At 60.1% G+C, this 26,264-nt stretch carries 17 protein-coding genes; 10 read left to right on the top strand and 7 right to left on the bottom strand.

The window, feature by feature from the left end; translation table 11 throughout:
• Positions 1-95 precede the first annotated feature (95 nt).
• The 4 genes from gltS (at position 96) to purT (ending at position 8,995) form a co-directional block, all read left to right on the top strand.
• Positions 96-1,316 (top strand): sodium/glutamate symporter, encoded by a 1,221-nt coding sequence (gene gltS / locus WM42_RS08235; RefSeq protein ID WP_210385623.1) that lies wholly within the window; start codon positions 96-98, stop codon positions 1,314-1,316.
• Between the two features lie 116 nt (positions 1,317-1,432).
• Positions 1,433-2,725, top strand: a complete 1,293-nt coding sequence (locus WM42_RS08240) for an adenylosuccinate synthase (RefSeq protein ID WP_062037015.1) — start codon at positions 1,433-1,435, stop codon at positions 2,723-2,725.
• A gap of 586 nt (positions 2,726-3,311) precedes the next feature.
• Positions 3,312-7,400 (top strand): hypothetical protein, encoded by a 4,089-nt coding sequence (locus WM42_RS08250; protein WP_062037021.1) that lies wholly within the window; start codon positions 3,312-3,314, stop codon positions 7,398-7,400.
• Positions 7,401-7,648: 248 nt separating this feature from the next.
• Positions 7,649-8,995, top strand: coding sequence for a formate-dependent phosphoribosylglycinamide formyltransferase (gene purT / locus WM42_RS08255; protein ID WP_082787658.1), 1,347 nt, complete (start codon positions 7,649-7,651; stop codon positions 8,993-8,995).
• Positions 8,996-9,001: 6 nt separating this feature from the next.
• Here purT and WM42_RS08260 read toward each other — a convergent pair whose 3' ends face one another.
• Together WM42_RS08260 and WM42_RS08265 are read right to left on the bottom strand one after the other, a co-directional pair.
• A complete protein-coding gene (locus tag WM42_RS08260) occupies positions 9,002-9,829 on the bottom strand; it encodes a PRD domain-containing protein (RefSeq protein WP_062037024.1) in 828 nt (275 codons plus the stop codon).
• Between the two features lie 129 nt (positions 9,830-9,958).
• Complete coding sequence (locus tag WM42_RS08265; RefSeq protein ID WP_062037027.1) at positions 9,959-12,052, bottom strand: glucose PTS transporter subunit IIA; 2,094 nt, start codon at positions 12,050-12,052, stop codon at positions 9,959-9,961.
• A gap of 412 nt (positions 12,053-12,464) precedes the next feature.
• On the opposite strand from WM42_RS08265, the gene pta reads away from it, so the two are divergent.
• The 3 genes from pta (at position 12,465) to WM42_RS08280 (ending at position 16,025) form a co-directional block, all read left to right on the top strand.
• Positions 12,465-13,823, top strand: coding sequence for a phosphate acetyltransferase (pta, locus tag WM42_RS08270; RefSeq protein ID WP_061924832.1), 1,359 nt, complete (start codon positions 12,465-12,467; stop codon positions 13,821-13,823).
• Positions 13,824-15,044 (top strand): acetate kinase, encoded by a 1,221-nt coding sequence (locus WM42_RS08275; protein WP_061924828.1) that lies wholly within the window; start codon positions 13,824-13,826, stop codon positions 15,042-15,044. It abuts the gene before it with no gap.
• Positions 15,045-15,167: 123 nt separating this feature from the next.
• Positions 15,168-16,025 (top strand): hypothetical protein, encoded by an 858-nt coding sequence (locus tag WM42_RS08280; protein WP_145915048.1) that lies wholly within the window; start codon positions 15,168-15,170, stop codon positions 16,023-16,025.
• A 327-nt stretch (positions 16,026-16,352) separates the two neighbouring features.
• Here the strand turns inward: WM42_RS08280 and WM42_RS08285 are convergent, their stop codons facing one another.
• From WM42_RS08285 to WM42_RS08295, 3 genes are all read right to left on the bottom strand, one after another.
• Positions 16,353-18,725: a serine/threonine protein kinase gene (locus WM42_RS08285; RefSeq protein ID WP_432416272.1), complete on the bottom strand. Its 2,373-nt coding sequence runs from the start codon at positions 18,723-18,725 to the stop codon at positions 16,353-16,355.
• 114 nt (positions 18,726-18,839) lie between these two features.
• The gene (locus WM42_RS08290) at positions 18,840-19,847 is read right to left on the bottom strand and encodes a glutamate ABC transporter substrate-binding protein (RefSeq protein WP_062037037.1); all 1,008 of its coding nucleotides are present in this window, start codon (positions 19,845-19,847) and stop codon (positions 18,840-18,842) included.
• The gene (locus tag WM42_RS08295; protein ID WP_201057358.1) at positions 19,847-21,307 is read right to left on the bottom strand and encodes a GlnX family signal transduction membrane protein; all 1,461 of its coding nucleotides are present in this window, start codon (positions 21,305-21,307) and stop codon (positions 19,847-19,849) included. Before WM42_RS08295 ends, WM42_RS08290 begins: the two co-directional genes overlap by 1 nt.
• Before the next feature lie 97 nt (positions 21,308-21,404).
• Between WM42_RS08295 and WM42_RS08300 the strand changes: the two genes are divergently transcribed.
• The 3 genes from WM42_RS08300 to WM42_RS08310 are packed head-to-tail and all read left to right on the top strand — an operon-like array spanning position 21,405 to position 23,686.
• Positions 21,405-21,914: an NUDIX domain-containing protein gene (locus WM42_RS08300; protein ID WP_062037040.1), complete on the top strand. Its 510-nt coding sequence runs from the start codon at positions 21,405-21,407 to the stop codon at positions 21,912-21,914.
• Between the two features lie 30 nt (positions 21,915-21,944).
• Entirely contained in the window at positions 21,945-22,904 is a 960-nt protein-coding gene (locus WM42_RS08305; protein WP_062037043.1) for an ABC transporter ATP-binding protein, read from the top strand.
• A gap of 5 nt (positions 22,905-22,909) precedes the next feature.
• A complete protein-coding gene (locus tag WM42_RS08310; RefSeq protein WP_235591240.1) occupies positions 22,910-23,686 on the top strand; it encodes an ABC transporter permease in 777 nt (258 codons plus the stop codon).
• Positions 23,687-23,968: 282 nt separating this feature from the next.
• On the opposite strand, the gene WM42_RS08315 is transcribed toward WM42_RS08310, so the two are convergent.
• Both WM42_RS08315 and WM42_RS08320 read right to left on the bottom strand, forming a co-directional pair.
• Positions 23,969-25,438, bottom strand: coding sequence for a phospholipase D-like domain-containing protein (locus WM42_RS08315; protein ID WP_062037046.1), 1,470 nt, complete (start codon positions 25,436-25,438; stop codon positions 23,969-23,971).
• Between the two features lie 16 nt (positions 25,439-25,454).
• On the bottom strand, positions 25,455-26,264 hold the full coding sequence (locus tag WM42_RS08320) for an exodeoxyribonuclease III (protein ID WP_062037049.1): 810 nt from the start codon (positions 26,262-26,264) through the stop codon (positions 25,455-25,457).

Raw genomic sequence — 26,264 nt, forward strand, 5'->3', positions numbered from 1 at the left:
ATTTTTAGTCCACACTACTTTCAACTTCACATTTTATTTATCTTCGTGCTGTGGCACACAGGTAACTATCCCGACAACTTCACGGAGGCTTCATCTTGGCAATTGAATTCACCATGATCCAGTCCATCGGCATCGCTGTCGTGTTGCTCTTGCTGGGTATTTGGCTCAAGCAGCGGATCTACTTCTTTGAGCGTTTTGCTATTCCGGCCCCGGTTATCGGTGGCTTCCTCTTTGCTTTGATCAACCTGGTGCTGCACCAGACTGGTATCGCTGAGATTACGTTCGATACCACGCTGCAGAGCTTCTTCATGGTTATCTTCTTCACCACGGTGGGCTACGGCGCATCGTTGAAGGTGCTGCGCGCCGCCGGCCCGAAGGTAATGGTCTTCCTCGTTGTGGCGATTGTTCTGACCATTCTGCAGAACGTCGTTGCCGTGGGCCTGGCTCCAATCGTTGGTGTCGATGCCAAGTTGGCTTTGATGACGGGCTCCGTTTCCATGACCGGTGGTCATGGTGTTTCGGGCGGTATCGCGCCTCTCGTCGAGCAGTCTGGTGTTAGCGGTGCAGAAACCGTGGCTTACACCGCAGCTACCTTCGGCCTCATCATGGGCTCGCTCATGGGCGGCCCGCTGGCTAACCGCCTGATTACCAAGGGCAACCTGATGGATCAGAAAGCAGCAAAGGTCGATATCGATGAGTCGCTGATTGCTCACGTCGCCCGCAAGCTGCGCGGCGACGCCATGCTGCACGCCTTCGTGATGATTCTAGTTTCCATGCTCATCGGTAGCTTCGTGACCGATGCGATGAACCACTTCGTGGGCATGCTCACCGATAAGGCAGCCTTCCCGCTTTACTTCGGCTCCATGATCGTGGCGATTATCCTGCGCTTCATCAATGACTCCCGTGAGCAGAAGGAATACAAGGAACTGGTCCCAACCCAAGAGGTTGAGATCCTCGGTGTTATTGGCTTGAACTTCTTCCTGGCGATGGCTCTTATGAACATCAAGCTCTGGGAGCTCGCTGAACTGGCTGTCCCGATGCTCATCCTGCTGGTGGGCCAGACGGCACTCATGTGGCTGTTTGCCAACTTTGTCACCTTCCGCGTCATGGGCCGCGACTACGACGCCGCGGTTCTTACCGCTGGCCACTGCGGCTTCGGTATGGGCGCTACCCCGAACGGCATGGCAAACATGGACTCCGTGGTCACCAAGTTCAAGGAATCCAAGCTGGCTTTCTTCATCCTGCCGATCATTGGTGGCATGTTCATCGACTTCGCGAACATCGTTAATATCTTGGTATTCCTGAACATCGCGTAAACGCGGTGAGGCAGCCGTGTTAAAAATGAGAGCTGTCAATTAATACCCGTCTGCACACTTCTAGGGGTAAAGTGGTTGCGTATTTGGCTTCAATCATTAGGAAGTGACACCCAGACATGGCAGCAATCGTCATCGTTGGCGCTCAATGGGGCGACGAAGGTAAAGGTAAGGCCACCGATATCCTCGGTGGCAAGGTTGACTACGTAGTCAAGCCGAATGGCGGCAATAACGCTGGCCATACTGTTGTAGTTGGCGGCGAGAAGTATGAGCTCAAGCTCCTTCCCGCCGGCATTCTCTCTGAGAATGCAACTCCGGTATTGGGCAACGGCGTTGTTATTAATCTTGAAGCTCTCTTTGATGAGATCGACGGCCTTGAGGCACGCGGCGCGAATGCCTCGCGCCTGCGAATCTCCGCGAACGCTCACCTGGTAGCGCCGTACCACCAGACCCTGGACCGCGTGCAGGAGCGTTTCTTGGGCAAGCGCGCCATTGGCACCACGGGCCGCGGTATTGGCCCGGCTTACTCCGATAAGGTCGCTCGCATCGGTATCCGCGTGCAGGATATCTTCGATGAGTCCATCCTGCGGCAAAAGGTTGAGTCTGCGCTGGACATCAAGAACCAGATGCTGGTGAAGATGTACAACCGCAAGGCCATCGATCCGGAGCAGGTTGTGGAGTACTTCCTGAGCTACCGCGATCGCCTGCGCCCGATGGTTATTGAGGCCGAACTGGAGCTGAACCAAGCCCTGGATGCCGGCAAGCACGTCCTCATGGAGGGCGGCCAGGCCACCATGCTGGATGTGGATCACGGCACCTACCCGTTCGTTACGTCCTCGAACCCTTCTGCCGGCGGTGCTTCAGTTGGCTCCGGTATTGGCCCGACCCGCATTAAGACCTCGCTGGGCATCATCAAGGCCTACACCACTCGCGTGGGCGCCGGCCCGTTCCCCACCGAGCTCTTTGACAAGTGGGGCGAGTACCTACAGACCACCGGTGGTGAGATCGGTGTTAACACCGGCCGTAAGCGCCGCTGTGGCTGGTACGACTCCGTCATTGCGCGCTATGCCACGCGCGTTAATGGCTTCACCGATTACTTCCTGACCAAGCTAGATGTATTGACAGGAATTGGTGAGATTCCGATCTGCGTGGCTTACGACGTTGATGGCAAGCGCTACGATGAGATGCCGCTGACCCAGTCTGAGTTCCATCACGCCACGCCAATCTTTGAGACCATGCCGGCATGGGATGAGGACATCACGGGCTGCAAGACCTTTGAGGAGCTTCCGCAGAAGGCTCAGGACTACGTCCTGCGTCTGGAGGAACTCTCTGGCTGCCGCATCTCCTACATTGGTGTCGGCCCCGGCCGCGACCAGACCATCGTGCGCCACGACGTCATGCAAGACCAGTAAGGCGCCAACAAGTTCAAGCCGCACAACCTCAGGCACCGCCTCACGGCGACGGTGCCAGCCAATAACCGCCCCACTTCTCCTACAGCATCGTGCACACAACCATCAGCACGCACCATGCATAGGGAAGCGGGGCGGTTTGTGTTCTTATGGCTACATTTGTGCGTTCAATACGCCCTGCTTGGTGCCGCCTCCGGCAACGCCGCTTACCCATGCGCTGGACAAAACACCCCCGTAAGGAGTTTATTCCTGGGGAAATGTTACGGATGTGGCGATGTGAGATATTTAACAATATTAATCGCGTGTCGCGATCGGAGCAAATAAGGGCAGGTCAAGCATATGTCTTAACTTGTTGTCCCCAAAAAAGTTGTATTCATGGAATTTTCAGGGTTCTGTACGGTTTCTTTAATTCGTGAATGGCGTTAACGTTGGGGACGAGTTTGTTCATCGACCCTTGGAACCTCTGATCTTCTTCCAAGGTGGCAAATGTGAGCTGCTCTCGGTTGCGTAAGCCGGTTTTACCCCTTGCGCGGTCGCGCACCCCTAGCGTGATCAATACTTTCAAGTCTTAAGGAAAGGACTTCTTGATATGAACAAGAAGGCAATCAAGCGTACTGCTGTACGCCGTCGCGGCACTACGATTGCTGCCGCGGCGCTCTCTGTTGCACTGGTTGCTCCGTTTGTACATCCTGTTGTTGCACCGCAGACGGCCGCCGTGGCGTCTGCTGCTGAGATCACTGATGCAGATGGTAACTACATTCCGGCGGATACTGGGCGAATTTACGACAACGGTGAGGATGACGGCCTGCGATATGCCGGCCTTTTGCCGGAGTTCGTGGATGCACAGCAAAACGACCCGCAGTACGTGTTCAAGGTTCCGCATTTGAGGAAATCGGTTTGGAATACCGGTAAGACCCCGGAGGGGGATACAGATGCGAACGGTCAGTTCATCCGTTTCCGTGACAAGGCGCTGTACGACGAGATTTCGCGCATCGAGCTGGTGGGTGTGAATGGTGATCACCAGGGGTCGTTTGTAAAGCGTGATCCTCAAGGCTCCGAGTGGGGTCTGAAGTTCGAGGCCTCCAAGAACTTTCCAGGTGCCTCGGGCGTTCCGTATGCGTCCTACATTCAAATCTTCCTGAAGAACGGGACCCCTATTACCGATCTGGCTCTTCCGAAGGAGGGTTCCCAGGTTGACTACTACTGGGTTCGCAAGGACGGCCGGATCTTCAACAACTCCGTCCAGCACGTAAACATTGTGGATCAGGGGCAACTTGCTGCTGATACCAACGTACCGGCGGAAACCTTCGAAGGTACGGGCGCGAATGTTTACCACAACGGTATCTCGAAACAGCTGAAGTATGATCAGAGGAACGGGGTCATTAAGTCCACCACAACCGCTACTATGGCGGGTAGGAACTTCGGTGGAAACAGCTATTGGAACTGGATGCTCAATGAGTACATCAGCCCAGATGTAGCAAAGCACATCACCGACGTCACGGTCTACAAATCTGACATGGAAGGCAATCCAGTAAAGGGTGCCAAGAAATGGAAGATGGACTTCGACAAGGAAACCGGTTTCGCGACCACCGCGACTCGGCCCGAACTGTCCTACAAGCCACACGAGCCTGGCATCGATGCCAAAACCAAGGATGAAGTGTGGGCCAACATGGACAGTATCGTGGGCATCCCCGCTAATGTGACCGGTAGCTACACCATCGAGTATCAGCTTGAGGAGGGGGCTGAAAACCTTGCCAACTCCCCGTATGGCAAGCGCATCGACACCACCTCCTGGATCTCCGTGGACTTCACTGATGCGTGGCCGAAGACGTTGCCGAACGAGGATAAGCAGGACAGTGGCGCCGATCCGACGCTGCTGAAGAACACGCTGAAGTTCGACTACCTCAACATTGCCGATTCTGACGGTGATGGCCTCACCGACGACTACGAACGTGAGTTGGGTACGGACCCGTCAGTCGAAGATACGGATGGCGATGGTATCCGCGATGACGTGGAGGTCCTTACCGATGACACCGATCCGTTAGACCCGAAGTCTTTCCTCCCTGCTGCTCCACAGCCGGAAGCTAAGCAAGTTCTCCCACAGCCTGAGTCTCTGTCCGGCACGATTGCTCGCGAACAGGATAAGGACACCAAGGGCGAGGATATTCCGCTGCTTGATGTCACCAATGCGGATGCGGCGCCGGTGAAGATTGTTGCTGTTCCTACCGACAAGCTGAGTGAAGACGAGAACGGTAAGCCGACTTTCGACGCTGCAGACGCCATTGACGTCGCAACGCTTGATGACGTCGCCGCGATTAAGAAGGGTAAATTTACTTCCGGCAAGCTTGAACTGCAAGACGGTACGGATTACACCCTCGTTGCGGAGTCCCCGAATGGCGAGCGCACCAAGGGCGGTACGTTCAAGGCCACCAAGGATGCCCCGACTGAAGCAACCGCGACCCCGTCCATCGAACCAGTGAAGGCTGATGACACCAAGGTCACTGTCACGGCTCCTGCAGGCAGTGAGGTGAAAGTAACCCTCCCGTCCGGTAAGGAAGTCACCGCAACCGAGGACCCGGACAAACCGGGTACCTTCACTGCAGGCATTCCTGAGGGCGAAAAGCTCAAGGAAAACGATGAGATCTCGGCTACTGCAACGGAGGATGGTAAGAAGCCTTCCGAGCCGGCAACCGTAAAGGTTGAGGCTGCGGACGCACCGGGGCCGGAGACCCCAACCGACCCTGAGGCTGATAAGACCTACGGCGTTGACTACCCAGCACTGCAGAACCTTGCCGTGGACGGCGAGAACGCCACCGCTAAGGTTTCTCCGAAGCTGACCCTCAACGGTGAGGCCGTGGATACCTTGCCTGAGGGATCCACGTTCACGGCAGATACCTCCAACGCCCCTGAGGGCACAGAGGTGACCTTCGATGAGAATGGTGTTGCAAACATCACCGTTCCGAAGCAGGAGCCGGGTGCGCCAGCCAAGGTTTTTGAGTTGCCGATTACCGCGACTATCGACGGCACTGAGTACACCGATACCGTCGTTGTTAACGTTCCTGCCGGCGATGAGAAGCCGGCGCCGAAGGATTTGGTCATCGACAAGCTCAAGGGCCAGGAAGCATGGTCCGATGATGCCATCACTCCGATTCAGGTCTCGGCCAAGACAGCTGATGGTGCGGCGCTGTCCAACCCCACGTATGAGCTCGTCGGCGCACCCGAGGGAATCTCCATCGATGAGAATGGCAAGATTACGGGTACTCCTGCGTACAACAAGGACGCGGCTGACCTCGTGACCGAGGACGGCAACGCCGTCTACAACGTCACCGTGAAAGTCACCGATGGTGAGAGCACCGGCACGCAAACCTTCCCGCTCGTGGTCAAGGACGCCACCGCGGACACTGACGGCGATGGCCTGACGGACAAGGAAGAAGCCGAAAAGGGCACCGACCCGAAGAAGGCCGACACTGATGGTGATGGTCTGACCGATAAGGAAGAGGTTGACGGTTCCAAGAACAACGGCCAGCCGACCGATCCGACCAACGCAGACAGCGACGGTGACGGCGTTAGCGACGGCGACGAGGTCAACAACACTGATGCTGAGGGCAACCCTGCCCCCACTGATCCGAATGATGCGAATGATAAGCCTGCTGGTGAGTCTGAGGGTAAGACCTCGGTTGAGGGTGCTGAGAACCCGAAGACTGTGAATCCGTCTGATGAGAAGCAGGACACTGGTGTGAAGGTCACCAACCCGGGTGAGGACACCGAGGTTTCTGCTACCGATGAGGATGGCAACAAGGTTCCGGCTGAGATTGACGAGAACGGCAACGTTGTTGTTACTCCGGGTAAGAAGGTTGATGGTCCGATTACCGTAGTTGTTAAGGATCCGGATCTGCCGGGTGGCAAGGTCGAGGCCGAGGTTCCGGTTAAGGGCCACGAGAAGGGCCAGGACAACAACGGTAACGGTAAGCCTGCTGGTGAGTCTGAGGGTAAGACCTCGGTTGAGGGTGCTGAGAACCCGAAGACTGTGAATCCGTCTGATGAGAAGCAGGACACTGGTGTGAAGGTCACCAACCCGGGTGAGGACACCGAGGTTTCTGCTACCGATGAGGATGGCAACAAGGTTCCGGCTGAGATTGACGAGAACGGCAACGTTGTTGTTACTCCGGGTAAGAAGGTTGATGGTCCGATTACCGTAGTTGTTAAGGATCCGGATCTGCCGGGTGGCAAGGTCGAGGCCGAGGTTCCGGTTAAGGGCCACGAGAAGGGCCAGGACAACAACGGCAACGGCACGCCTGCTGGTGAGCAACCGGGAGAGCCGAACGAGCCTACTCCGAATGAGAACCAGCGTTGCTTGGCTACTGGTCTGGGTGTTGGTATCCCGCTGCTGTTCCTGATTCCGGTTGGTTTGGCTTCCCAGCTGAACATTCCGGGTCTGAAGGACTTTGTTGCTCCGATTGATAGCCAGATTCAGGCTTTGAATACTCAGCTGCAGAAGCAGGCTGGTGTGTTCAATGGCCCGCTGGCTGGCCAGGTTGCTGGTATTGATGCGCAGCTGAAGCGCTTCGGTATCAATGGCAGCACCCTTGCTTTGGTTGCTGCTGGTGCGCTGGCTATCGGCCTTATCGCTGATGCTTGTGCTCCGGGTGCAGGTTCTTCCAACGGTTCCTCCAAGTAAGAGAGACGCTGACGCACGCCGAGGGCCAGTCGGCCCTTAGGGGCCGGCTGACACATAGAAGGTCAGTCTAAAGACCAAGCCCCCTTTTCCACCGTTTCCCTGCGGTGGGGAAGGGGGCTTTGGTGATCCTGGGGCGAAGGGCGTGTTGTGTGCTGGTGCTCGGGTGAGGGAACGGTGAGATTGGGTAGGTGGGGGTTTGGGGGACGTCGCCAAGCAATGCAGCGCTAGAAGTGTGCGATAATTCGAGAATGACTACCGTAGGCGACATCGCAGGCCACATCGGAACCCCTCTGACAGGAAACGCCACCAAGGTGCTTCTTTTGGGGGCGGGCGAGTTGGGCAAGCAGTTGGTAATTGCCTTTCAAAACTTAGGGCTGGAGGTCCACGCCGTGGACCGCTACGCAGGAGCGCCGGCGCAGCAGCTCGCGCACTTTAGCTACATCGCAGATATCAGGGACCCGCACAAGGTGTGGGAGCTTACAGAGCGAATCAAGCCGGACTACGTGGTCCCGGAGGTCGAGACCGTCGCGGTGGAGGCGCTGAAGCGTATCGAGGAATTCGGCACCACCGTCGTGCCGACGGCGCGGGCCTGTGAGCTCACACAGTGCCGTGAGAGCGTGCGTGAGGTGGCTGAGAGCATCGGCCTGCCGGTTACGGCCTATCGCTTTGCTGAGTCCGCTGAGCAGCTGCAGGAGGCGGTGGGGGAGCTGGGACTGCCGTGCATCGTGAAGCCGGATATTACGACCTCCGGCAAGGGGCACGTCCTTCTTAAGGAAGAAGAAGATGTGGAGGAGGCCTGGGCCATGGTGCGCCACGTGTCCTCCGATAATAAGCGCGTGGTGGTGGAGCGCTTCGTTGACTTTGATTATGAGGTCACGCTCCTTGCTGTACGCTCCATTGACCCGGCTACGGGCAAGATGGCCACGTGGTTCAGTGAGCCCATTGGCCACCGCCACGAGAACGGTGACTTGGTGGAGTCCTGGCAGCCCATGGCGATGAGTAAGGATGCGCTGGCGAATGCGCGCTCCGTCGCGGCGCGTATCTCCAACGAGTTGGGTGGGCGCGGCGTCTACGGCGTTGAGCTCTTCGTGGCGGGCGATGAGGTGTACTTCTCCTCCGTCTCACCGCGTCCTTTGGATACCGCCATGCTGACCGGCTACACGCAGCGCTTCTCTGAGTTTGAGCTTCATGTCCGCGCGATTTTGGGCTTCCCCATTGACGTGACGATGGTCAGCCCTGGTGCTGCGGTCATCCTGCACGCGGACGCTGAGCTTGACGACGTCTCCTTCACCGGCCTCGACACCGCCCTATCCTATGAAGAGACCGACGTGCGCCTGTTTGGCAAGCCCTGGGCCTACGCCGGACGCCGCATGGGCATGGTGGCTACGACCGCCGAGGACGTTGAGACCGCCCGCGACAGGGCAGCGCTCGCGGCCGGGAAGATTACTGTTGGGCCGAATACTGATAAAACCGTCCACGGTGACTCACAGCCGGTGGAACCGACGCCCAATGCAGTCTCCGATATTGAGGTCATTGAAGTCCCGGAACCGGTGGTCGATGTCGATCCGAAGCTGACCCGCTCCGCCGATGACTAGGCCTAGTTAAGCGGAGGACTCCTCTAGCCGCGCGATATGCAGCGTCAGGTAGGAGACTTCATCGGGGGTTAAAGTGCTGTCGAGGCGCAGCTCAATCAGGTTGGCTACCATCTGGGCGGTCTCGACGGCATCGGGGTAGCGCGCGGAGATGGCGGTGGCCACCTGGCGGTCGTCGGAGTCGAGCTGCTGGTGCTCCGCCATGCGCACGAAGAGATAGCGCAGGTGGGTAATGAAGCGGGCGACGGAGATATCTTCGCTGTTGAGCTCCGTATCGTTGTGAGATCCGATAACGGCCAGAATCTGTTGGATGAGGCCCGTCATGCGGTAGGTGCCGGAGAGATCCCCCACCGCGAACCCGGCGTTGACCAGGTGGAGGGTGATGGCCACGGCCTCATCAGGAGCCAGAGGTTTGTGCAGGCCGCTGTTGATGGCGGCGAGTAGCTGTTGCGCGAGGGAAAAATCGTCGGCGTAGAGGTGGCGGACCTCCGCTTCCAGTGGATAGGACACGGTGTTGCCGCGGCTGACTGCGCCGTGGATGTGATCCGCAATTGCCACGACCAGTGTGAGCTTGCTACGCAGTGTCTCCGACATGTCGACGGAGTGCATGGCGTCGATGACTAGCTGGACGTATTCGCCGGGAATACCGGCAATCATGGCGGCCAGGTGGTCCGGATCGCGGCCGGAATCAGGGACGAAGACCTTCACCACCTTGGCCGGGTCAATCTCAGCACCAGGTTTGGCTTGGAAGCCGATGCCGCGGCCGGTGACAATGACGTCTTCCGCACCGCGCCGCGCGAGCACGACGTTGTTATTGAACACGCGCAACAGTTGCACAGGGCACCTTTCTGGTTGGGGTTAACCGGTTAGGGCGAAAACGACTAAAGCCGGCCACGATGGTGGTTCCATCGAGCCAGCTTAGTCAGGGTTCGTTAGAGGCGTGCTAAAGGTTTCCTAGTGGGTCCTTTAGCGGGTCGTGGTGATGACCGTATCGCCAGCGGCGGCGTGGTTCAGACCAGCCGGGGTGACGGCGGACAGCGCCTTGGTGTTGGTGACGGCCAAGACGATGGTGGTGTCGTAGCCGGCTTCGGTGACCTTGGCAAAGTCAACGGTGGCAAGCAGCTCGCCCTGCTTGACCGTGTCGCCCTTCTTGACGGCTGGGGCGAAACCTTCGCCCTTCATCTTCACGGTGTTGATGCCGATGTGGACGAGGACCTCCACGCCGTCCTCGGTCTTGATGCCGTAGGCGTGGCCGGACTTCATGGCACTCATGACGGTGCCGCTGACGGGGGCGTAGACCTCGTTGCTCTCGGGGACGATGCCCACGCCATCACCCAGTGTGCCGGCGGAGAAGACCGGGTCATCGATCTCAGCCATGGGGACAACCTTGCCGGTCGACGGCGAAGCGATGTCGGTGGTGGTACCAGCGGCAGGCTCAGCCGCCTTGGCGGGGGCGTCTTCCTTGGTGGCCGTTGCGGTGGCAGCACCGGCGCCAGCGCCGGCAGCGGTGGTTGCGGGGGCGTCGGCAAGCGCGGCGTTGTCGGCGGTGTTGGCGTTGTCGAGCTCGGCCTTTTCGGCTGCCTCGCGGGCGGCCTTAGCCTCAGCGCGCTCCTCCGGGGAGCGGTAGTCAGTGATGAAGACCGCCAGGAAGGCCACGACGAATGCCACAGCAATGGCGATGGCGTACTTGGCCATCGGGCTAAACACAGAGATGGTGAGCACGGAGGTGAAGACGAAGGCATCCGTGGTGATGCCGTTGGAGCCCAGGGTCAAAAGTGCCACGGTCAGGCCACCGGCAAAGCAGCCCACCAGCATGCGCGGGTAGATGCGCTTGTAACGCAGGTGAATGCCGTAGAGAGAAGGCTCGGAGACGCCGCCCAGCAGGCCCGCAACCAATGCGGAGCCGGCGGTCTGACGCATCACGGTGTCTTTGTCGCGGATGGACAGTGCCAGCACGGCGGCGGTGGCGCCGAAGCAGGCGAAGTTCCAAGCACCCATTGGGCCCTGGATGAAGTCATAGCCCAAGGTCTGGATGTTTACCAGCATCAAGGCGTTCAGTGGCCAGTGCAGACCCAGCGGAACCAGGAACGGGTAGATCATCGGGATAGCCAGGGCGAAGACGAATGGAACGTTGTCATTCATCCAGGACAGGCCGGCGCCGATGCCGTTACCGGCCCATACGCCGAACGGGCCGATGATAAATGCCGTGAGAGGGATGACGATGAGCATAGTGAAGAACGGGACGAACACCATGTGCAGAGCCGAAGGAATGATCTTCTGGAAGAAGCGGTAGACCAGCGCTGCCACAAAAGCCATCATCAACGGCACGAAGACATTGCCGCCGTACCCCGGAAGCTGCATGGTCATGCCGAAGATAGGAATGGAGCACTGCTCGCTGCCCAACGTATCGTTGACCACGCACTGGACGGCAGGGTTCTCAGAAAGGCCCAAGAACTCCGGAGTCAGCAGGGCGGCCATGATGGCGCCCGGGACCCATGGGTCGATGCGCAGCTTCTTGCCGGCGTTGTAGGCCACCATCAGCGGCAGGAAGTAGAAGACGGAGCGCCACATGGCGTCGACGAAGAACCACGAGGCGGGCTTGTCCTCGGCGCGGAAGTCGACGATTCCGAATGCGTCGAGGATCGACGCGAAGGCGATAATCAGCGAGGCGCCAAGCAACACACCCAGAATTGGCCGGAAAGAATCGGACAAGTACTCGAAGAACTCGTCCATAAAAGGAACCTTGCCCTTCGCCTTCGAGCGGGCCGCGGCTTTGATGTCCGCATCCGAAGCGCCGCCGCCTTTCATCTCCGGCAAAGCGTTGATCTCGTCGTAGACGGTAGCGACGTCGCCACCGATAACTACCTGGTAATTTGAGCCGCCTTGCGGCACGGCGCCGAGCACCTTGGGGATGGCGTCGAGCGCTTCCTTGTCGGCTTTCGAGGCGTCGTTAAGCTGGAAGCGCAGGCGGGTGGCGCAGTGCGTGAAAGAGGCAATGTTTTGCGCGCCGCCGATGCCATCCAGGATGGCCTCAGCTGTAGAGCGCGTTTGCGTCGACATGAGATTTCCTTTCGAACTTCTTACCGGGCGCAATGCAGTTCGCGACGTCCCTGGGGCCTACCCAGGAGGCTAAAAACTACAAAAGACCCAGGAAGCTGGGTCTTTGAATTTCACAGTTCAGTGGAATGCGCAGCGCGCACAGCATCCTAGGTCTTGCCCGAAGTAACAATCCTTATAAATTCAACCTACTCTGCGGCTCTCACTCTGAGCAATTTATGTGACTCACCACACCACTTTTCCGGGCGGCTGGGCGATTGGAGGTTCCTAAATGTGTTTTAGATTGCACTAAGCCTTTTTAAAACGGCTAAATTCGGACATCTCCAGTATGGTGAAGAGGTCACTGTATGTTGTGCCTCGTGACGCGCAACACACAACATCGTCTACTCTTTGGAAAGAGAAAGGCTAGCAGTAAATGTCTTCACAGAACTCCGCACTCGTGAGCGTCATTGGCCGTGGTTTTGACGGCCTCGATATCGCCTCCCTGGCAACCGACCTCGGCGCGACCTTCGCGCAGCTCGATGACCTGGGCACCACCCTGGACCAGATTCTGGTCACCGTTCCAGAAGGCGACGTCGTGTTGCAGGGCACGGGTGTGATGGACTTTGATGCCAAGGCCGCAGCGGCCCTGGGCATCCCGTTCGTTCTGATTTCCAACGCTCCGCAGCGAACCTCCGACCTGGCCCTTGCACATGCCCGTTCCCTGGGCGCTGAGGTAGTAGGCGCGTTTACCGACGTCGCGTCTGTCCCCGGTGCGCTCGCGGCCATCGAGTCCGTCGCGCCGGTCATGAGCGCGGAGGTCTTCCAGAAGCAGCTGCTCGACCAGGCCCGTGCCGCCGGTGCACACATCGTTCTGCCGGAAGGCGAGGATGACCGCATTATCGAGGCAGCCGGAGCGCTTATGGCGGGCAAGGTGGCGAAGCTGACCATCCTGGGTGATGAGGCGGACGTCGCCAAGCGTGCGGAGCTCCTCGGCGTGGATCTCACCGGCGTAGACGTCATTGACCACCTGAACTCCCCGCTGGCAGAGGAGTTCGCGGCCGACTTCGCGGAGCTGCGCAAGAAGAAGGGCGTTACCCTCGAGCAGGCGCGCGAGACCATGAAGGATGTTTCCTACTTTGCCACCATGATGGTGCACAAGGGCCTGGCAGACGGCATGGTTTCCGGCGCTGCGCACACCACCGCGCACACGATTAAGCCTTCCTTCCAGATCATCAAGACCGCGCCTGGTGCATCCGTTGTTTCCTCCATCTTTTTGATGGTGATGCGCGGACGCCTGTGGGCTTTCGGTGACTGCGCGGTCAACCCGAACCCGACCGCCGAGCAGCTGGGTGAAATCGCCGTGGTTTCTGCGAAGACCGCAGCGCAGTTCGGCATCGACCCACGCGTGGCCATGCTGTCTTACTCCACCGGCACCTCTGGCTCCGGCCCGGACGTCGACCGTGCAGTTGCTGCTGTTGAGGCTGCCCGCGGTATCGATTCCTCCGTCAAGGTGGATGGCCCGCTGCAGTTCGACGCCGCTTGTGACCCAGGCGTTGCTGCCAAGAAGGCACCGGAGTCCGAGGTGGCTGGACAGGCAAACGTCTTCATCTTCCCGGACCTGGAGGCGGGCAACATCGGCTACAAGACCGCCCAGCGTACCGGCGGCGCACTGGCAGTCGGCCCGATTCTGCAGGGCCTGAACAAGCCGGTCAACGACCTTTCCCGCGGCGCTACCGTTCCGGACATCATCAACACCGTCGCAATCACGGCTATCCAGGCAGGAGTCAAGTAAATGGCCTACGTACTCGTTCTTAACTCAGGATCTTCCTCAGTCAAGTTCCAGCTGGTTGACCCAGCAGGCAAGGCTACCGACGCCCCGCTGGTCTCCGGCCTTGTGGAGCAGGTCGGCGAGCCGATGGGTGCCGTCACCGTCAAGACTGGTGGCGAGGAATACAAGGAAGAGCTGGAGATTCCTACCCACTCTTTCGGCCTGGAGCGCGCGTTCGACATTATGCATCAGCACAATGTCGGCCCGATGGACGTTGAGGTCATCGCTGTGGGCCACCGTGTTGTGCACGGCGGCCGCCTCTTCTCCGATCCACAGCTGATTACGGACCAGATTGAGTCCATGATTGAGGACCTCATCCCGCTGGCTCCGCTGCACAACCCGGCCAACCTGGACGGCATTCGCGTGGCTCGCAAGATGCTGCCGAACATCCCGCACGTGGCCGTGTTCGATACCGCGTTCTTCAACACCCTGCCGCCGGCTGCTGCGCTTTACGCCATCAACAACGAGGTGGCCTCCAAGTACGACATCCGTCGCTACGGCTTCCACGGCACCTCCCACGAGTTCGTCTCCCAGCAGGTACCGCGCCTTCTGGATAAGGACCCGAAGCGCGTCAACCAGATCACGCTGCACCTGGGCAACGGTGCTTCGGCAGCCGCAATCCGCCACGGCCGCCCGATTGACACCTCGATGGGCCTTACCCCGCTGGCTGGTCTGGCAATGGGTACCCGTTCTGGTGACATTGACCCGGGCATCATCTTCCACCTCTCCCGCCAGGCGGGCATGTCTATCGATGAGATTGACAACCTGCTCAACAAGCAATCCGGTGTGAAGGGCATTTCTGGCGTCAACGACTTCCGTGTGCTGCGTGAGCGCATCGAAGCCGAGGACCAGGATGCATGGCTGGCATACAACATCTACATCCACCAGCTGCGCCGCTTCATCGGCTCGTACATGATTGCGCTGGGCCGCCTGGATGCGATCACCTTCACCGCGGGTGTGGGCGAAAACGACACTGAGGTGCGCCAGGATTCGCTGTTCAACCTGGGAATGTATGGCATCCACTTTGATAAGGAAGCAAACCTTGTCCGCTCGAAGGAGCCGCGCATGATTTCCACGCCGGACTCGCCGGTCAAGGTCTTCGTGGTGCCGACCAACGAGGAGCTGGCTATCGCACAGAAGTCCGCTGAAATCGCCGATATGGCGCGTGAGGCGGGGCTGTACTAGTCCGCGTTTGGAAGGGGCCAACCTGGTGGTTGGCCCCTTCGTCGCGATGAGTTATCCACAGATTTGACCTGTTGCGCCAATTCCCTCTTGCGCTAGTACTGGCCCTGCTAGTGGACTAGCCCTATGGAACAATTCGGGGGAGTAGTAGAAGGGCAGTCGCTGCCTTGGCATGAAGAGCAGCTGGCGCGGTGTTTGCGGGCGGGCCATAGTGCTAGGCGGGCGGTTCTCGTAGGAGTTTCGGCGGCGCGGGTGCATGGGCTGTGGGTCCTCCCGCCGCGGTGCGGCGAGGAGCCGGTGATGCTCGCTCTGCGCTCCGGCGTTATGCCGCCACGGAGAGACTGGGGCCACGGCCGAAGCTACAAGAAGATGCGTCTGCCAGATTCTATGGTCGAGAAGGTTCAGGGCGTTCGCGTGACGTCTGCTTTGCGCGCCGCGTTGGATGTCGCGCGCTTCGAAGGCTGGATTCGCGGCTTCGTGGCGCTCGAATCATGGTTCCGGATGCACCCTGAACTCGATGTCGAGGCTGCCAAGGCTATGGCAATGGATTGCCTCGAAACTATGGGGCGGGTCAAAGATATCGCTGAAGCACGTCGAGCTATATCGCTTCTTTCTGGTCAATGCGAGTCGCCCTACGAGGCATTATGCATCGCGTTATTGGCACACGCAAAGATGGGTCATTCCATCCAACAGCAAGTCTGGGTGATTCCCAGTGTTCGGGTTGATGTTCTGATTGATGGTTGGCTGGTATTGGAAATTGATGGAGCCGTGAAGTATGACGGCGAAACCTATGACTCGGATACCCGGCGGGTAATCGTGGAAGAGCGTCGCCGCGAGGTGCGATTGCAGAATGCCGGCTACACGGTATTCCGTGTGACTTCGACTGAGCTGTTTCATCAGCCGCAGAAGTTCCTCGCAGATTTGCGGGCAACTTGGGTGTCTGGCCGTGAGCGGGGACTGCAGCAAGTGGTGCGCCAGGCGTAGGCGTTTTCGCGTTTCCTCTCACCAGGGATCCTCACCATTTGCAGGTAGTTGGCTTAAATGGTGAGGTCGAGCTGTAACTCCTGTGACTGACGTCGTCTGCTGGGGCTGGTGATCGCTCACCTCACCATGTGGTCCTCACCATTTGGGCTGCGGCACGACGTGAATAGTCAAATGGTGAGGTCGCGATGTGGCTAGTGGAGTCAGTGTTCATGGTTGGGGCTAGTGATGGCTATTGAGGTGACGTTCGGGACGGTTGACCTCACCATTTGGAAGGGCAGACATGGCGGAAGGCAGAGCCATCGAGGGGAGCCGCGGAGGCGGCCCAGGCTAAAAGTTGGTCACAGGCCGCACTTGGTTCGCCAGGTCCACCAGCGCGTAGCGGTGCCGCGCGAAGGGCGCCTGCCGGGCCAAGGCACGCAGAGTATCGGCCAAGCCGTAGCGTAAGCCACGCTGCGTGAAGGCGAACTCGAAGAGGTCGTTCGGAGAGGCCGCTGCATCGAGGTCACAGTCGCGGAGGAAGTTCAGGCCCGCGGAGATGACTGCCGCCTTGACCTGCAAGAATCGCGGCTCATTTTGTGGGATCTCCTCCAGACGGCGGGCAGCGCGGCGGATACGAGACTCGGAAAGATCGTGCAGTACCAGTTGCAAAATGGTGGTCAGCCGGGCCATGCGGTAGTGGCGCGAGGCGTTGGGCACGCGATCTAGCGTCGCCACGGCCAGCTCCACCTGCTGCTCCGAGCGCATCTGGCGGGCCAGGCCGAAAGCGGAAGAGACCGTGGTCGGGTAGGTGGCCCACACGATTCCGTACAGACGCATCGAGTTAAAACGCAGGTGAGCCGGGTCATCGGTGACGTGATCCCAGATTCCTCGATCGTCGGTAAACAGTTCGTTCGGCAGCTCGTCCAGGCTGGTAGTGAGGTTCGCACATGCCCGCGCGATGGCAGGATCGATGAGCGAGACTTCGTTGTAGCCCAGCTGCTGCAAGATGAGCTCGTTAATCGCCGCGATAGCCAGCTTCGGCGCCGGCTCGCCCGGCAGCAGGTTGAGGACGTTCGCGAAGTGCACTTGGGCGGCGCGATACTCGTCGAGAAGCAGCACGGCGACGCCGGAGTACCACTGGAAGCGCCAATCGTTTCCGAGCTTGTCCTCGATCGAGGCGAGCCATTCGCGGGCCTGGCCGGTATAGCCCAGGTCGATCATGGAACGCACCACGCCGAGCGGGATTTCTGCGGATTCCTCGTACTCCGGAGCCTGCATGGCCTGGCGCAGCGTTTCGAGGGCTTCCTGCGGCTCCGTGTAGGAAGCACCCTGCAGGAGCGCGGCGCCCACGTCGGAGCGGTCCACGAGGGGCGCCGGCAGCGCCGAGACCACCTCGGAGGCGGTGATGCGCACGGTGCGGTCGATGCCGTCAATCAGCTGGTCCGTGCGAAAGACCAGGTGCTTGGTGCCGAAGGTCGTACGCTGTGGGGAAAACAGCGAGTGCTGCGAGGGATGCTGAACGCCATCGCGCAGGGCGATGACCTCGCGGAGCACACCAAAGAGCTGGTTCCGCAGCTGCGATACGCTCTGAAAGCGCTTGGCCGGATCTGGGTCCGTGGCGCGCAGCAGCAGCCGGTAGAAGGAGAGGTAGCGGCGCAGCAGCGGCTCGTCGGCAGGGGAGGGCAGTCCGGGTAAGTAGACGCCGTCTTCCTGCGGCAGATGGAAGGTCAGGCAGGCCAGCGTGCGGCCGATGGTGTAAATATCCGAGGCTACCGAGGGGCCATCCTTGGCAATCTCTGGGGCTTGGAAGCCCTTCGTGCCGTAGATGTGCCCGAAGGCGCCGATGCCGGAGACCGCGCCAAGGTCAATCAGCTTGACCTGGTCCTCGGTGATGATGATGTTCGAGGGTTTTAAGTCGTTGTAGACCACCCCGCGCGCATGGAGATAGTCCAGCGCCGGCAGCAGCTCCAAGATGTAGGCAATCGCGGTATCGACCGGGAACAGGTGGTCTGCCTGGTCGTTGCGCCGCTGTTTGAGCGAGGGGCCGCCCACGTACTCCATTACGATGAAGCCGCCGTCCACGCGGGGGTCATCGATGAAGTTGAAAATCTTCACGATTCCCGGGTGCGTAATATCCGCCAGGAACTCGCGTTCGACCTCCGCAGTGGCGGTCTCGTCTGATGACTTTTCCGCCTGCATGCCCTTGAGCACCACGATGCGCCCGGAGACGAAGTGGTCATTAGCCAGGTAAATCCAGCCCAGACCGCCGTGGGCAATAACGCCCAGAATTTCGTACTGACCTGCCACGATATCGCCGGGAGAAAGCTGCGGCGGGGCGACCTTCTCCTTTACGGGGTCGATGAGCGCCTCCGTAGGGTTGCGCGGCACGATGAAAGGCAAGCGCGCCATGCCGTCGGCCACCTCGCGGTCGGTGCGCTTGGCCGCACGCCGCTGGCGGAAAGTATCGATGGCCGCGCGCCGCGAGCGCTGCGAGGCATCCTCCTGCTTGCGGCGGTCACGCAGCTGCCCCAGCTCCGCAATCAGGGCGCCGATATTATCCGGGTCGTTGAAGTCGCTGTCCGCATCCGCACCGTCCTCGTCCGCGAAGGGGTCGAAGGCCACGGCCGAGGTACCCTCCTCATCCGCAAACGGGTCGAAGGGTACTGCTTGGGTGGCATCATGCGCCGCGCTTGCCGACGCCGCACTGGACGCCGTGTGCATTACCGCCGCCGTCGCCTGATCATCCGCGCGCTCGTTGGGCTCTTCCAGCTTCTCCGGCTCCAAGTGGTCGAGCTCGTCCTCGCTGAAGTTATGGCCTTGAGTAGGGCTCAACGCTTATGCCTCCTCATCGTTTACGTAGTCAGGGCTGCCCAAAGCCGGCTTGGGCAGGTAGTCACCGAGCCAGCGATCAAAAATCTTGTCCCAGGCGCCGTCGCTGCGGATGCGCTCCAGGGTGGAATTGACCTGGCGCAGCAGCGGCCGCGAATCATGGGTGGAATCGGGCTTGCGCACGGCCACGCCGTAGTCCTCCGTGGTCAGCGGCTCGCCGACGATCGAGGTATAGGAGTCTTGGGCCACCATGCCGGAGAGGAGAGCGTCGTCAGCCACCACGCCGTCGACCTGGTTGAGCTGCAGCGCCATGAGGCAGTCTCCCCAGGCGCGGGTCTGCAGGATATTCGCGGTGGAGGCCGCACGGCGGATGGTGTCCACGATGGTGGAGCCCTGGACCGCGCACAGCGTCTTGCCAGCGGTGTCATCGATGGAGCGGATGCCGGAGCTGGTCAGCACCAAAAGGCGGGTCTTGGTGGTCATATACGGCGCGGAGAACGCAACCTCACGCTGACGCTCGGCGCTAATGGACATCGTGCGAATGACAATATCCACGCTTTCATCGTTGAGCGCTCTCGTGCGCTCTGAGGACTCGACGAAGCGGAAGTCAACCTTGTCCGGGTCGCCGAAGATATCGCGGGCAATCTCGCGTGCGATATCCACCTCAAAACCACGTACCTCGCCCGTGGCGGTGTCGCGGTAGCTCATCAGGTTATTGGAGCGGTCCACGCCGACGATGATGCGCCCGCGTTTATAAATGGCAGGAATTCTTTCCTTCGCGCTCTTGCCGTCCGGTTTGTAGGTGCCCTTCAGCGGCGTGTCCAATACCGGCCGGGGCTCGGCGCTGCCGGCGGGCTCGAAGATGGAGTTATCGGGAAGGGGAGGGCCTGCCTCCGCGTCTAAGGAAGCGCGCGGAATCCTTTCTTCCTCGCTGCCTAAATCGGGGACACCGCAGGAGGCGGCACACAGGGCGGCCGCAGATAAGACGGCTAGAAGGCGAGTGGAATGAGCCATTAGAGGTACTCCTGGAGTCGCGGACGAATACCCAACCAGACGGCGATGATAGCGCCCATGGTCAGCAAGAATACGGCCGTGGCCACCATGGTCATCGCGTTGAGGCCTTCTTCCAGATAGGAACGCATGGCCTCGCGCGCCTCGCCGATGAGCTCCGCCAGCGCGGAATCCACGTCGTTGAAGGAGCTCGCGGTGGTCGGAGCGCCGTCCGGGGTAATCGCCGTGGCTTCGTGGATAGCGTCGTCATAGTGGCCGTCGGCAAGCGCGTTCATGAAGACCTCGTGCGAGGCCTCCCATTCTTTGGTGGCGCTTTGTGCGGCTGGCAGGAGGGCGGGATCGGTGACGGGAATGTCGTTGTCGGCAAGCGCGGCTTCGTAGTCCTCGAGGGCCTGGTTGATGGAATAGACCGTCGAGCCAAAGCGCACCGTCATGTCGGACTCGGAGGAGCGCAGGACCAGCGCCAGGGTCTCCGAGGTGCGGGTCTGCTGGGCCTCAATCCGGGAGGCGGTGAGCGAGTCCCACGGACGGGAGACCGTTTCGAAGCCGTGATAGCCGGAGCTCCAGGTGGCGAAGTTCGCCATCGCGGCCCAGGAAAGCGCCAGGAAGAGCAGCACGCTGGCGGCCAAGAAGCCACGGTTGAAGCGGCGGCGCGTCAGGCGCCACAGCCACCACTGCGCGACAAAGAGGAAGAAAAGCGCCGCCACTAAGCCGGAAAGCGGGACCCACTGGGGGCTGGTCAGGCGCTGCTGTTGCTCCTTGACCTTGGCCGTGGTGAGTGAGAAAAGCTCGGCGGCCGCGGGCAGGATCTTGTCACTCATCAGCGAAGAGGCGTTGGACATATACGAGTTCGCCACCGCATTGCCCGCGCGGTGGTTGGTTCGCGCCTTTTCCACCAGGGCGGTATAGACGGGCAGCTCGCGCTGGATAAAGGTGACCAGCTCGCGAATGCGGGCGTCGTTAGTGTTGGTGCCCAAAACGGACTCGGTGGCCGCCACGGAGGCAGCGTCGATGGCCTTGTTATAGCGCTTGCGGTTGATCTCGGAGTCCACGCCCGCCTGGACGAAGCCCGTGGTGGCGACGGTATCCGCCAGCGAAAGGTTGGTGTAGAGGTGGTGCGCCGCGTTAGACATCGGCTCGGTGGAATTGAGCAGCTCGTCCAAGGCCTCGTGGCGGCTGGCGGAAGTATTCGACATCGACAAGCCGGCGGCGGCGAGCGCCACCGTCAGAATCACAGTGACGGTAAAAAGCTTGCCTGGGGTAGTGGCCGCGAAGTGGTAGAGACGGCGGGCCAACCGCGCCGGGCCAGCGAAGGAGTTCATGGCCAGCTGCGTGGCGTTGTTGAAGGCCGGGGTAGCGGGCTCGGTGACTTCGTCGAGCCAGTGATCGCCTGGATGCGCTTCGTGCGCGGCCGGATGCTCGCTGGGACGTGCGGCAGCATCCTCCAACCCTGTGCCAGTCATTCCCATAGAATAGCGCAGTTCCGCGCCGCTTTGGTGATGCACGCCACCGCTGTGCGCTGTCGCTGCACGCTGTCGCATGCAGCGAGAGGATCGTAGGATGGGCGCCATGAAGCAAGGAGAGCACATAAGTGGCGATGGCTGGGCAGCCGGCCCGGGCGGGATAAAGCTATGGGGCAAGTTTGGCGCGGCCGGGCTTTTCCTCCTTGCCGGCGAGCGCGTGCTGCTCCAGCACCGTGCGGAGTGGACCAACCACGGCGGCACCTGGGGCATTCCCGGCGGCGCGCGGGATTTCCACGAAAGCGCCGTTGCGGCTGCACTGCGAGAAACGCAGGAGGAATGCGCCATCGCGCCTGCCGACGTCCTGGTGCTCGGCGAGCGCGTCACCGCCGGGCCCTATCCCGCAGTGGGGGAGCTGCCCGGCAACTGGACCTATACCACCGTCATCGCACGCACCCGCGATGATGAGCCGTTGGACGTTATTGCCAACGAGGAGTCCAACGAGCTGCGCTGGGTGCACCTCGACGAGGTGGAAGAATTACCTCTGTTGGGGGCATTTCGTGAGGCCATTCCCTCCTTGCGGGCCTTTATCGCGGGCCAACCTCGGTGAGGAAGAAGAAACTATGGCACCCTTGACAGCATGATTGAAGTTGAGGGACTGACGAAACAATATAAGTCTGTCCGTGCAGTAGACGACCTCACCTTTAAGGTGGAGCCAGGCATCGTGACCGGCTTTCTAGGTCCGAACGGTGCGGGCAAGTCGACGACCATGCGCATGATTCTGGGCCTGGATAGCCCCACGGCGGGCCAGGCCCGTATTAACGGCAAGGCCTACCGCGAGTTGAAGAGCCCGCTGCGGGAGGTCGGCGCGCTGCTCGATGCCAAGGCCGTGCACCCGAACCGCACCGCGGCCAACCACCTGAAGTGGATGGCGCAGTCCAACGGCATTCCTGCTTCCCGCGTGGACGAGGTGCTGGGGCTGGTTGGGCTTTCCGACGTCGCCGGTAAGAAGGCCGGCGGCTTCTCCCTCGGCATGGGCCAGCGCCTCGGCCTGGCCGGCGCCCTGCTGGGTGACCCGGGAATCCTCATCCTGGACGAGCCGGTCAACGGCCTCGATCCAGAAGGTATTCGCTGGGTTCGCTCCCTGGTTCGCGCGCTCGCGGCAGAGGGCCGTACCGTCTTGATTTCCTCCCACCTGTTGTCGGAGATGTCCATGACCGCAGACCACCTCGTGGTCATCGGCCGTGGCCGCCTAGTGGCTAGCCAGTCCACCTATGACTTTGTAAAGCAGCACTCGGATTCCTCCGTTATCGTGCGCTCCGATCACCTCGAAGAGTTCGGCGGCGCGCTGCGTGAGGCCAACGTGGCTTATACAGACGGCAGCGACGAGGAAGGTCGCAAGACCCTCATCATCAATGACGTCAGCACCGATTTCATCGGCCAGCTGGCATATTCCACAGGCGTTCCGCTCAACGAGCTAAGCCTGAAGCGCGCTTCGCTGGAGGATGCGTTCATGCGCATGACCGGCGAGGACGTGCAGTACCACGCCAGCACCCCCGGTGCTGGGCAGCCGAACCAGCCTAACCAGCCTGCCGCATAGGAGGAATGCTAAAAGTGATTATCAATACCCTCCGCGCCGAGTGGACCAAGCTGCGCACCACCAAGTCCTTCTACTGGACCACCGGCCTGATTTTTCTCCTGTCCTTCCTGTGGGCGCTGTTCAACGGTCTCAACGCTGAGATGGACCCAGCGATGCCGATTAGCCCGCTTACTGCCGAGGGCATGAACTCCATCCTGCTGATGCTGGGCATCCCGATCATCATGATCCAGGCCATCATGATCGTGACCACCGAATACCGCTTCGGACTGCAGTCCACGGTCTTCATGGCGAACCCGAATCGCTCCATCGTCGCGCTGGTCAAGCTCCTGATGTACGCGGTTATTGCCGCAGTCATCCTGTTCCTGGCTCTGGTGCTGATTTACTTTGTCTCGGACCTTTCCGCATCCAAGGAAATCGCGGACATCTACAAGCCTTTCGAAGAAGACGGCGGCAAGCGCGCACTGTGGCTCCTCCCGCTGCTGGGCTTTATGGTCGTGATCTTTGTGCAGGGCTTGGGCTGGCTGCTGCGCCAGACCGCTGGCACCGTGGCACTGTCCCTGATTCTCTACCTGGGCATTGAGAACGTCGTGCGCCTGCTGCCGAAGGTCGGCGACGACTTCATCCCCTACATGCCATTTTCCGCCTTCGGCAACTGGGCTTCGGACACTGTGCCGGAAAACGTCCCATGGGACTCCTCGGCGGGAAGCGCCATCGTCTTCATCGTTTGGGCGGTAGCGCTGTGGATCCTCGGCGTCTTCGTGCTTGAAAAGCGAGACGCATGATCTCTTAGCCACTCCTGGCTACCCTGGCGCTGTTGTCTTCAACAGCGCCTTTTGTCACTCGTCGCCATTTGCAGCGTGCTTCCTCACCATTTGGCTATCTACCCAGGGCTGAAAACCCAGACCTCCTGTTCGTGGATCGCTGCGCTTGCCGACGCCCCTCATTCCAGCAGAGAGCTGCATTTCCAGGTCTGGGTATTTAGTGGGGAAGGGGCCAAACGCGACGGGAGCGCAGGCAGTGTGCGGGGGAGGGCGGCCCAGGCGGCGCTGACGGTGCCGGTGGCGCTATTGCAGCGCCGAGGTCAGGCGCATCACGTTGTCCATGTAACGGCGCACGAAGCCGCGCTCGTTCCATTCCTCCAAGGTCAGCTCATGGCACACCGCGCGGTAGTTGCTAGCAAGCTGGTTAAACTCCGCCAATAAGTTGCCCTTGGCCACCAGCATCGTGGATTCGTAGTTCAAACCGAAAGAACGCATGTCCATATTCGAGGAGCCGAACATGCACAGCGGGTGGCGGCCCGGCTCGTCTGGGTCCGTCATGATGAACTTCGAATGCAGCACGAAAGGCTCTGGGAATTGGAAGATCCGCACCCCTGCCTCCAAAAGTGCCTGGTAGTAGGAGGACTGCGCGTGGTTGACCATGAACTGGTCCGCCTTGGCCGAGACATAAAGCTCCACGTCCACGCCGCGATAGCAGGCAGTGGTGACCGCCTCCATCAAAGATTCATCGGGCACGAAATAAGGCGAAACCATTACCAGGCGGTCTTTGGCGTGGTGCACCAGTGAGTTGAACATGCGCAGGTTCGGCTCCGTGGTGTAACCCGGGCCGGACGGGATGAGCTGGAGGAAGTTGGAGTCCTCGGTATCCGCGTCGTCGTAAGGCAGTAGCTCCAAGGAAAGCTCTTCTTCTGATTCCAGGTACCAGTCCACCGCAAAGACCGCCGACATGGAGGTGACCACCGGGCCGGTGAGCTCTACCATGTAGTCCACCCAGTAGCGGTCCTTGGTGCGGTAGCTGCGCTTAATCATGTTCATCGAGCCCAGAAAGCCCGTTTGGCCGTCGATGATGACCAATTTGCGGTGGTTGCGCAGGTCAGGACGGCGGAAACGAAGCTTGTGCAGCTGCAGCGGCAGCATCAAGTGCCAGTCGACGCCGATGGCGGTTAGGCGCCGGCCGAATTTCCAATAGCCGTGGTACTTCAGGCTGCCAATCTGGTCTAAAAGCAGCTTGACTTCCACGCCCCGCGAGCGGGCGCGTTTGAGAGCCTGGTAGAAGACATCGGTGGCCTCGTCCCAGGATTGGATATAAATCTCGATGTAGACGTACTTCTCGGCGCGGTCGACGGCGCTGGAAATCGCGCGTATTGCCTCGTCGTAGTCGGCGTAAATGCCACGATTGTGGCCCACGAGCGCCGGGAAACCCGTCAGATTGCGATTGAGCGCAATGACGGATTCCACCTCCGGAGAAAGCCTGCCCAGCGGATGATTCGGCGTACTCGCCGTGACGTCTTCCATCAGGTCATGGGCCTCCTGCTGGATGCGGTGGCGGCGGCGATTGATATATGGCGAGCCCATCAGTAAGAACAGCGGCAGGCCCACGATGGGCAGCAGCAAAATAGCCAGCAGCCAGGCCGTGGAGCTCGAGGGTCGGCGGCCTTCGGGCACAAATCCGATGGCCAAGATTTTGATGCCGTAGTCCAAGATGAGGAAAAACAGCTGCCAGAAAGAAAGATCGATGTTTAGTGAGAAGTCCATGCCCCGGTAGGTGCTCCTAACGCACCGAATCGAAGTCAGGCAGATCGAAATCTGCCAGCAGCGGGCAGTGGTCAGAGGTCTTGTCGCCGGCGCGTTCTACCATGTCTACCTGCGCAGTTTTCACCGTCGCGGCCAAGGACTTCGAGGCCAGCTGGAAATCGATGCGCATGCCCTCGTTCTTCTGAAAGCGCATCGACTTGTAGTCAAAGTAGGTCCAGCGCTGCTCTTCCGTAAAACGCCGCGTAACCTCCTCTAGGCCTGCCTCCTCCAGCATCTGGAAGGCCGCACGCTCTGGCTCCGTAACATGGGTCTTGCCGCGGAAGGCCTCGATATCCCAGACGTCCTCATCGCGCGGGGCAATGTTGAAATCGCCGGTGAGCAGCAGCTTCGACTGTGCGCGGCTCTCACTGTAGTGTGCCAGCGCGTAGAGGAAGCGCAGCTTGTAGTCGTAGTGGCGGTCGGTGATTTCGCGGCCATTGGGCACATAGAGCGACCAGATCTCTACGCCGCGAATCCGCGCGCCCACCGCACGGGCTTCCAAATCCTGCGGCTTTTCTGGGTCCTTGGCAAAGCCTGGCTGGCCGGGGAAGGAGTAGAAGACTTCCTCCGGCTCCGCCTTGGAGACGATGGCCACGCCGTTCCACTGGTTCAGCCCGTGATGGGTGACGTGGTAGCCGGCGGCTTCGAATTCCATAACGGGGAACTTATCGTCGGCAACCTTGGTCTCCTGCAGGCACAACACGTCGATGTCGTGTTTGGCCAGCAGGTCTACCGCCCGCTGCACGCGGGTGCGGACCGAGTTGATGTTCCATGTGGCTATGCGCAT

The organism is Corynebacterium simulans (genome assembly GCF_001586215.1).
GTDB classification, from domain to species: domain Bacteria; phylum Actinomycetota; class Actinomycetes; order Mycobacteriales; family Mycobacteriaceae; genus Corynebacterium; species Corynebacterium simulans.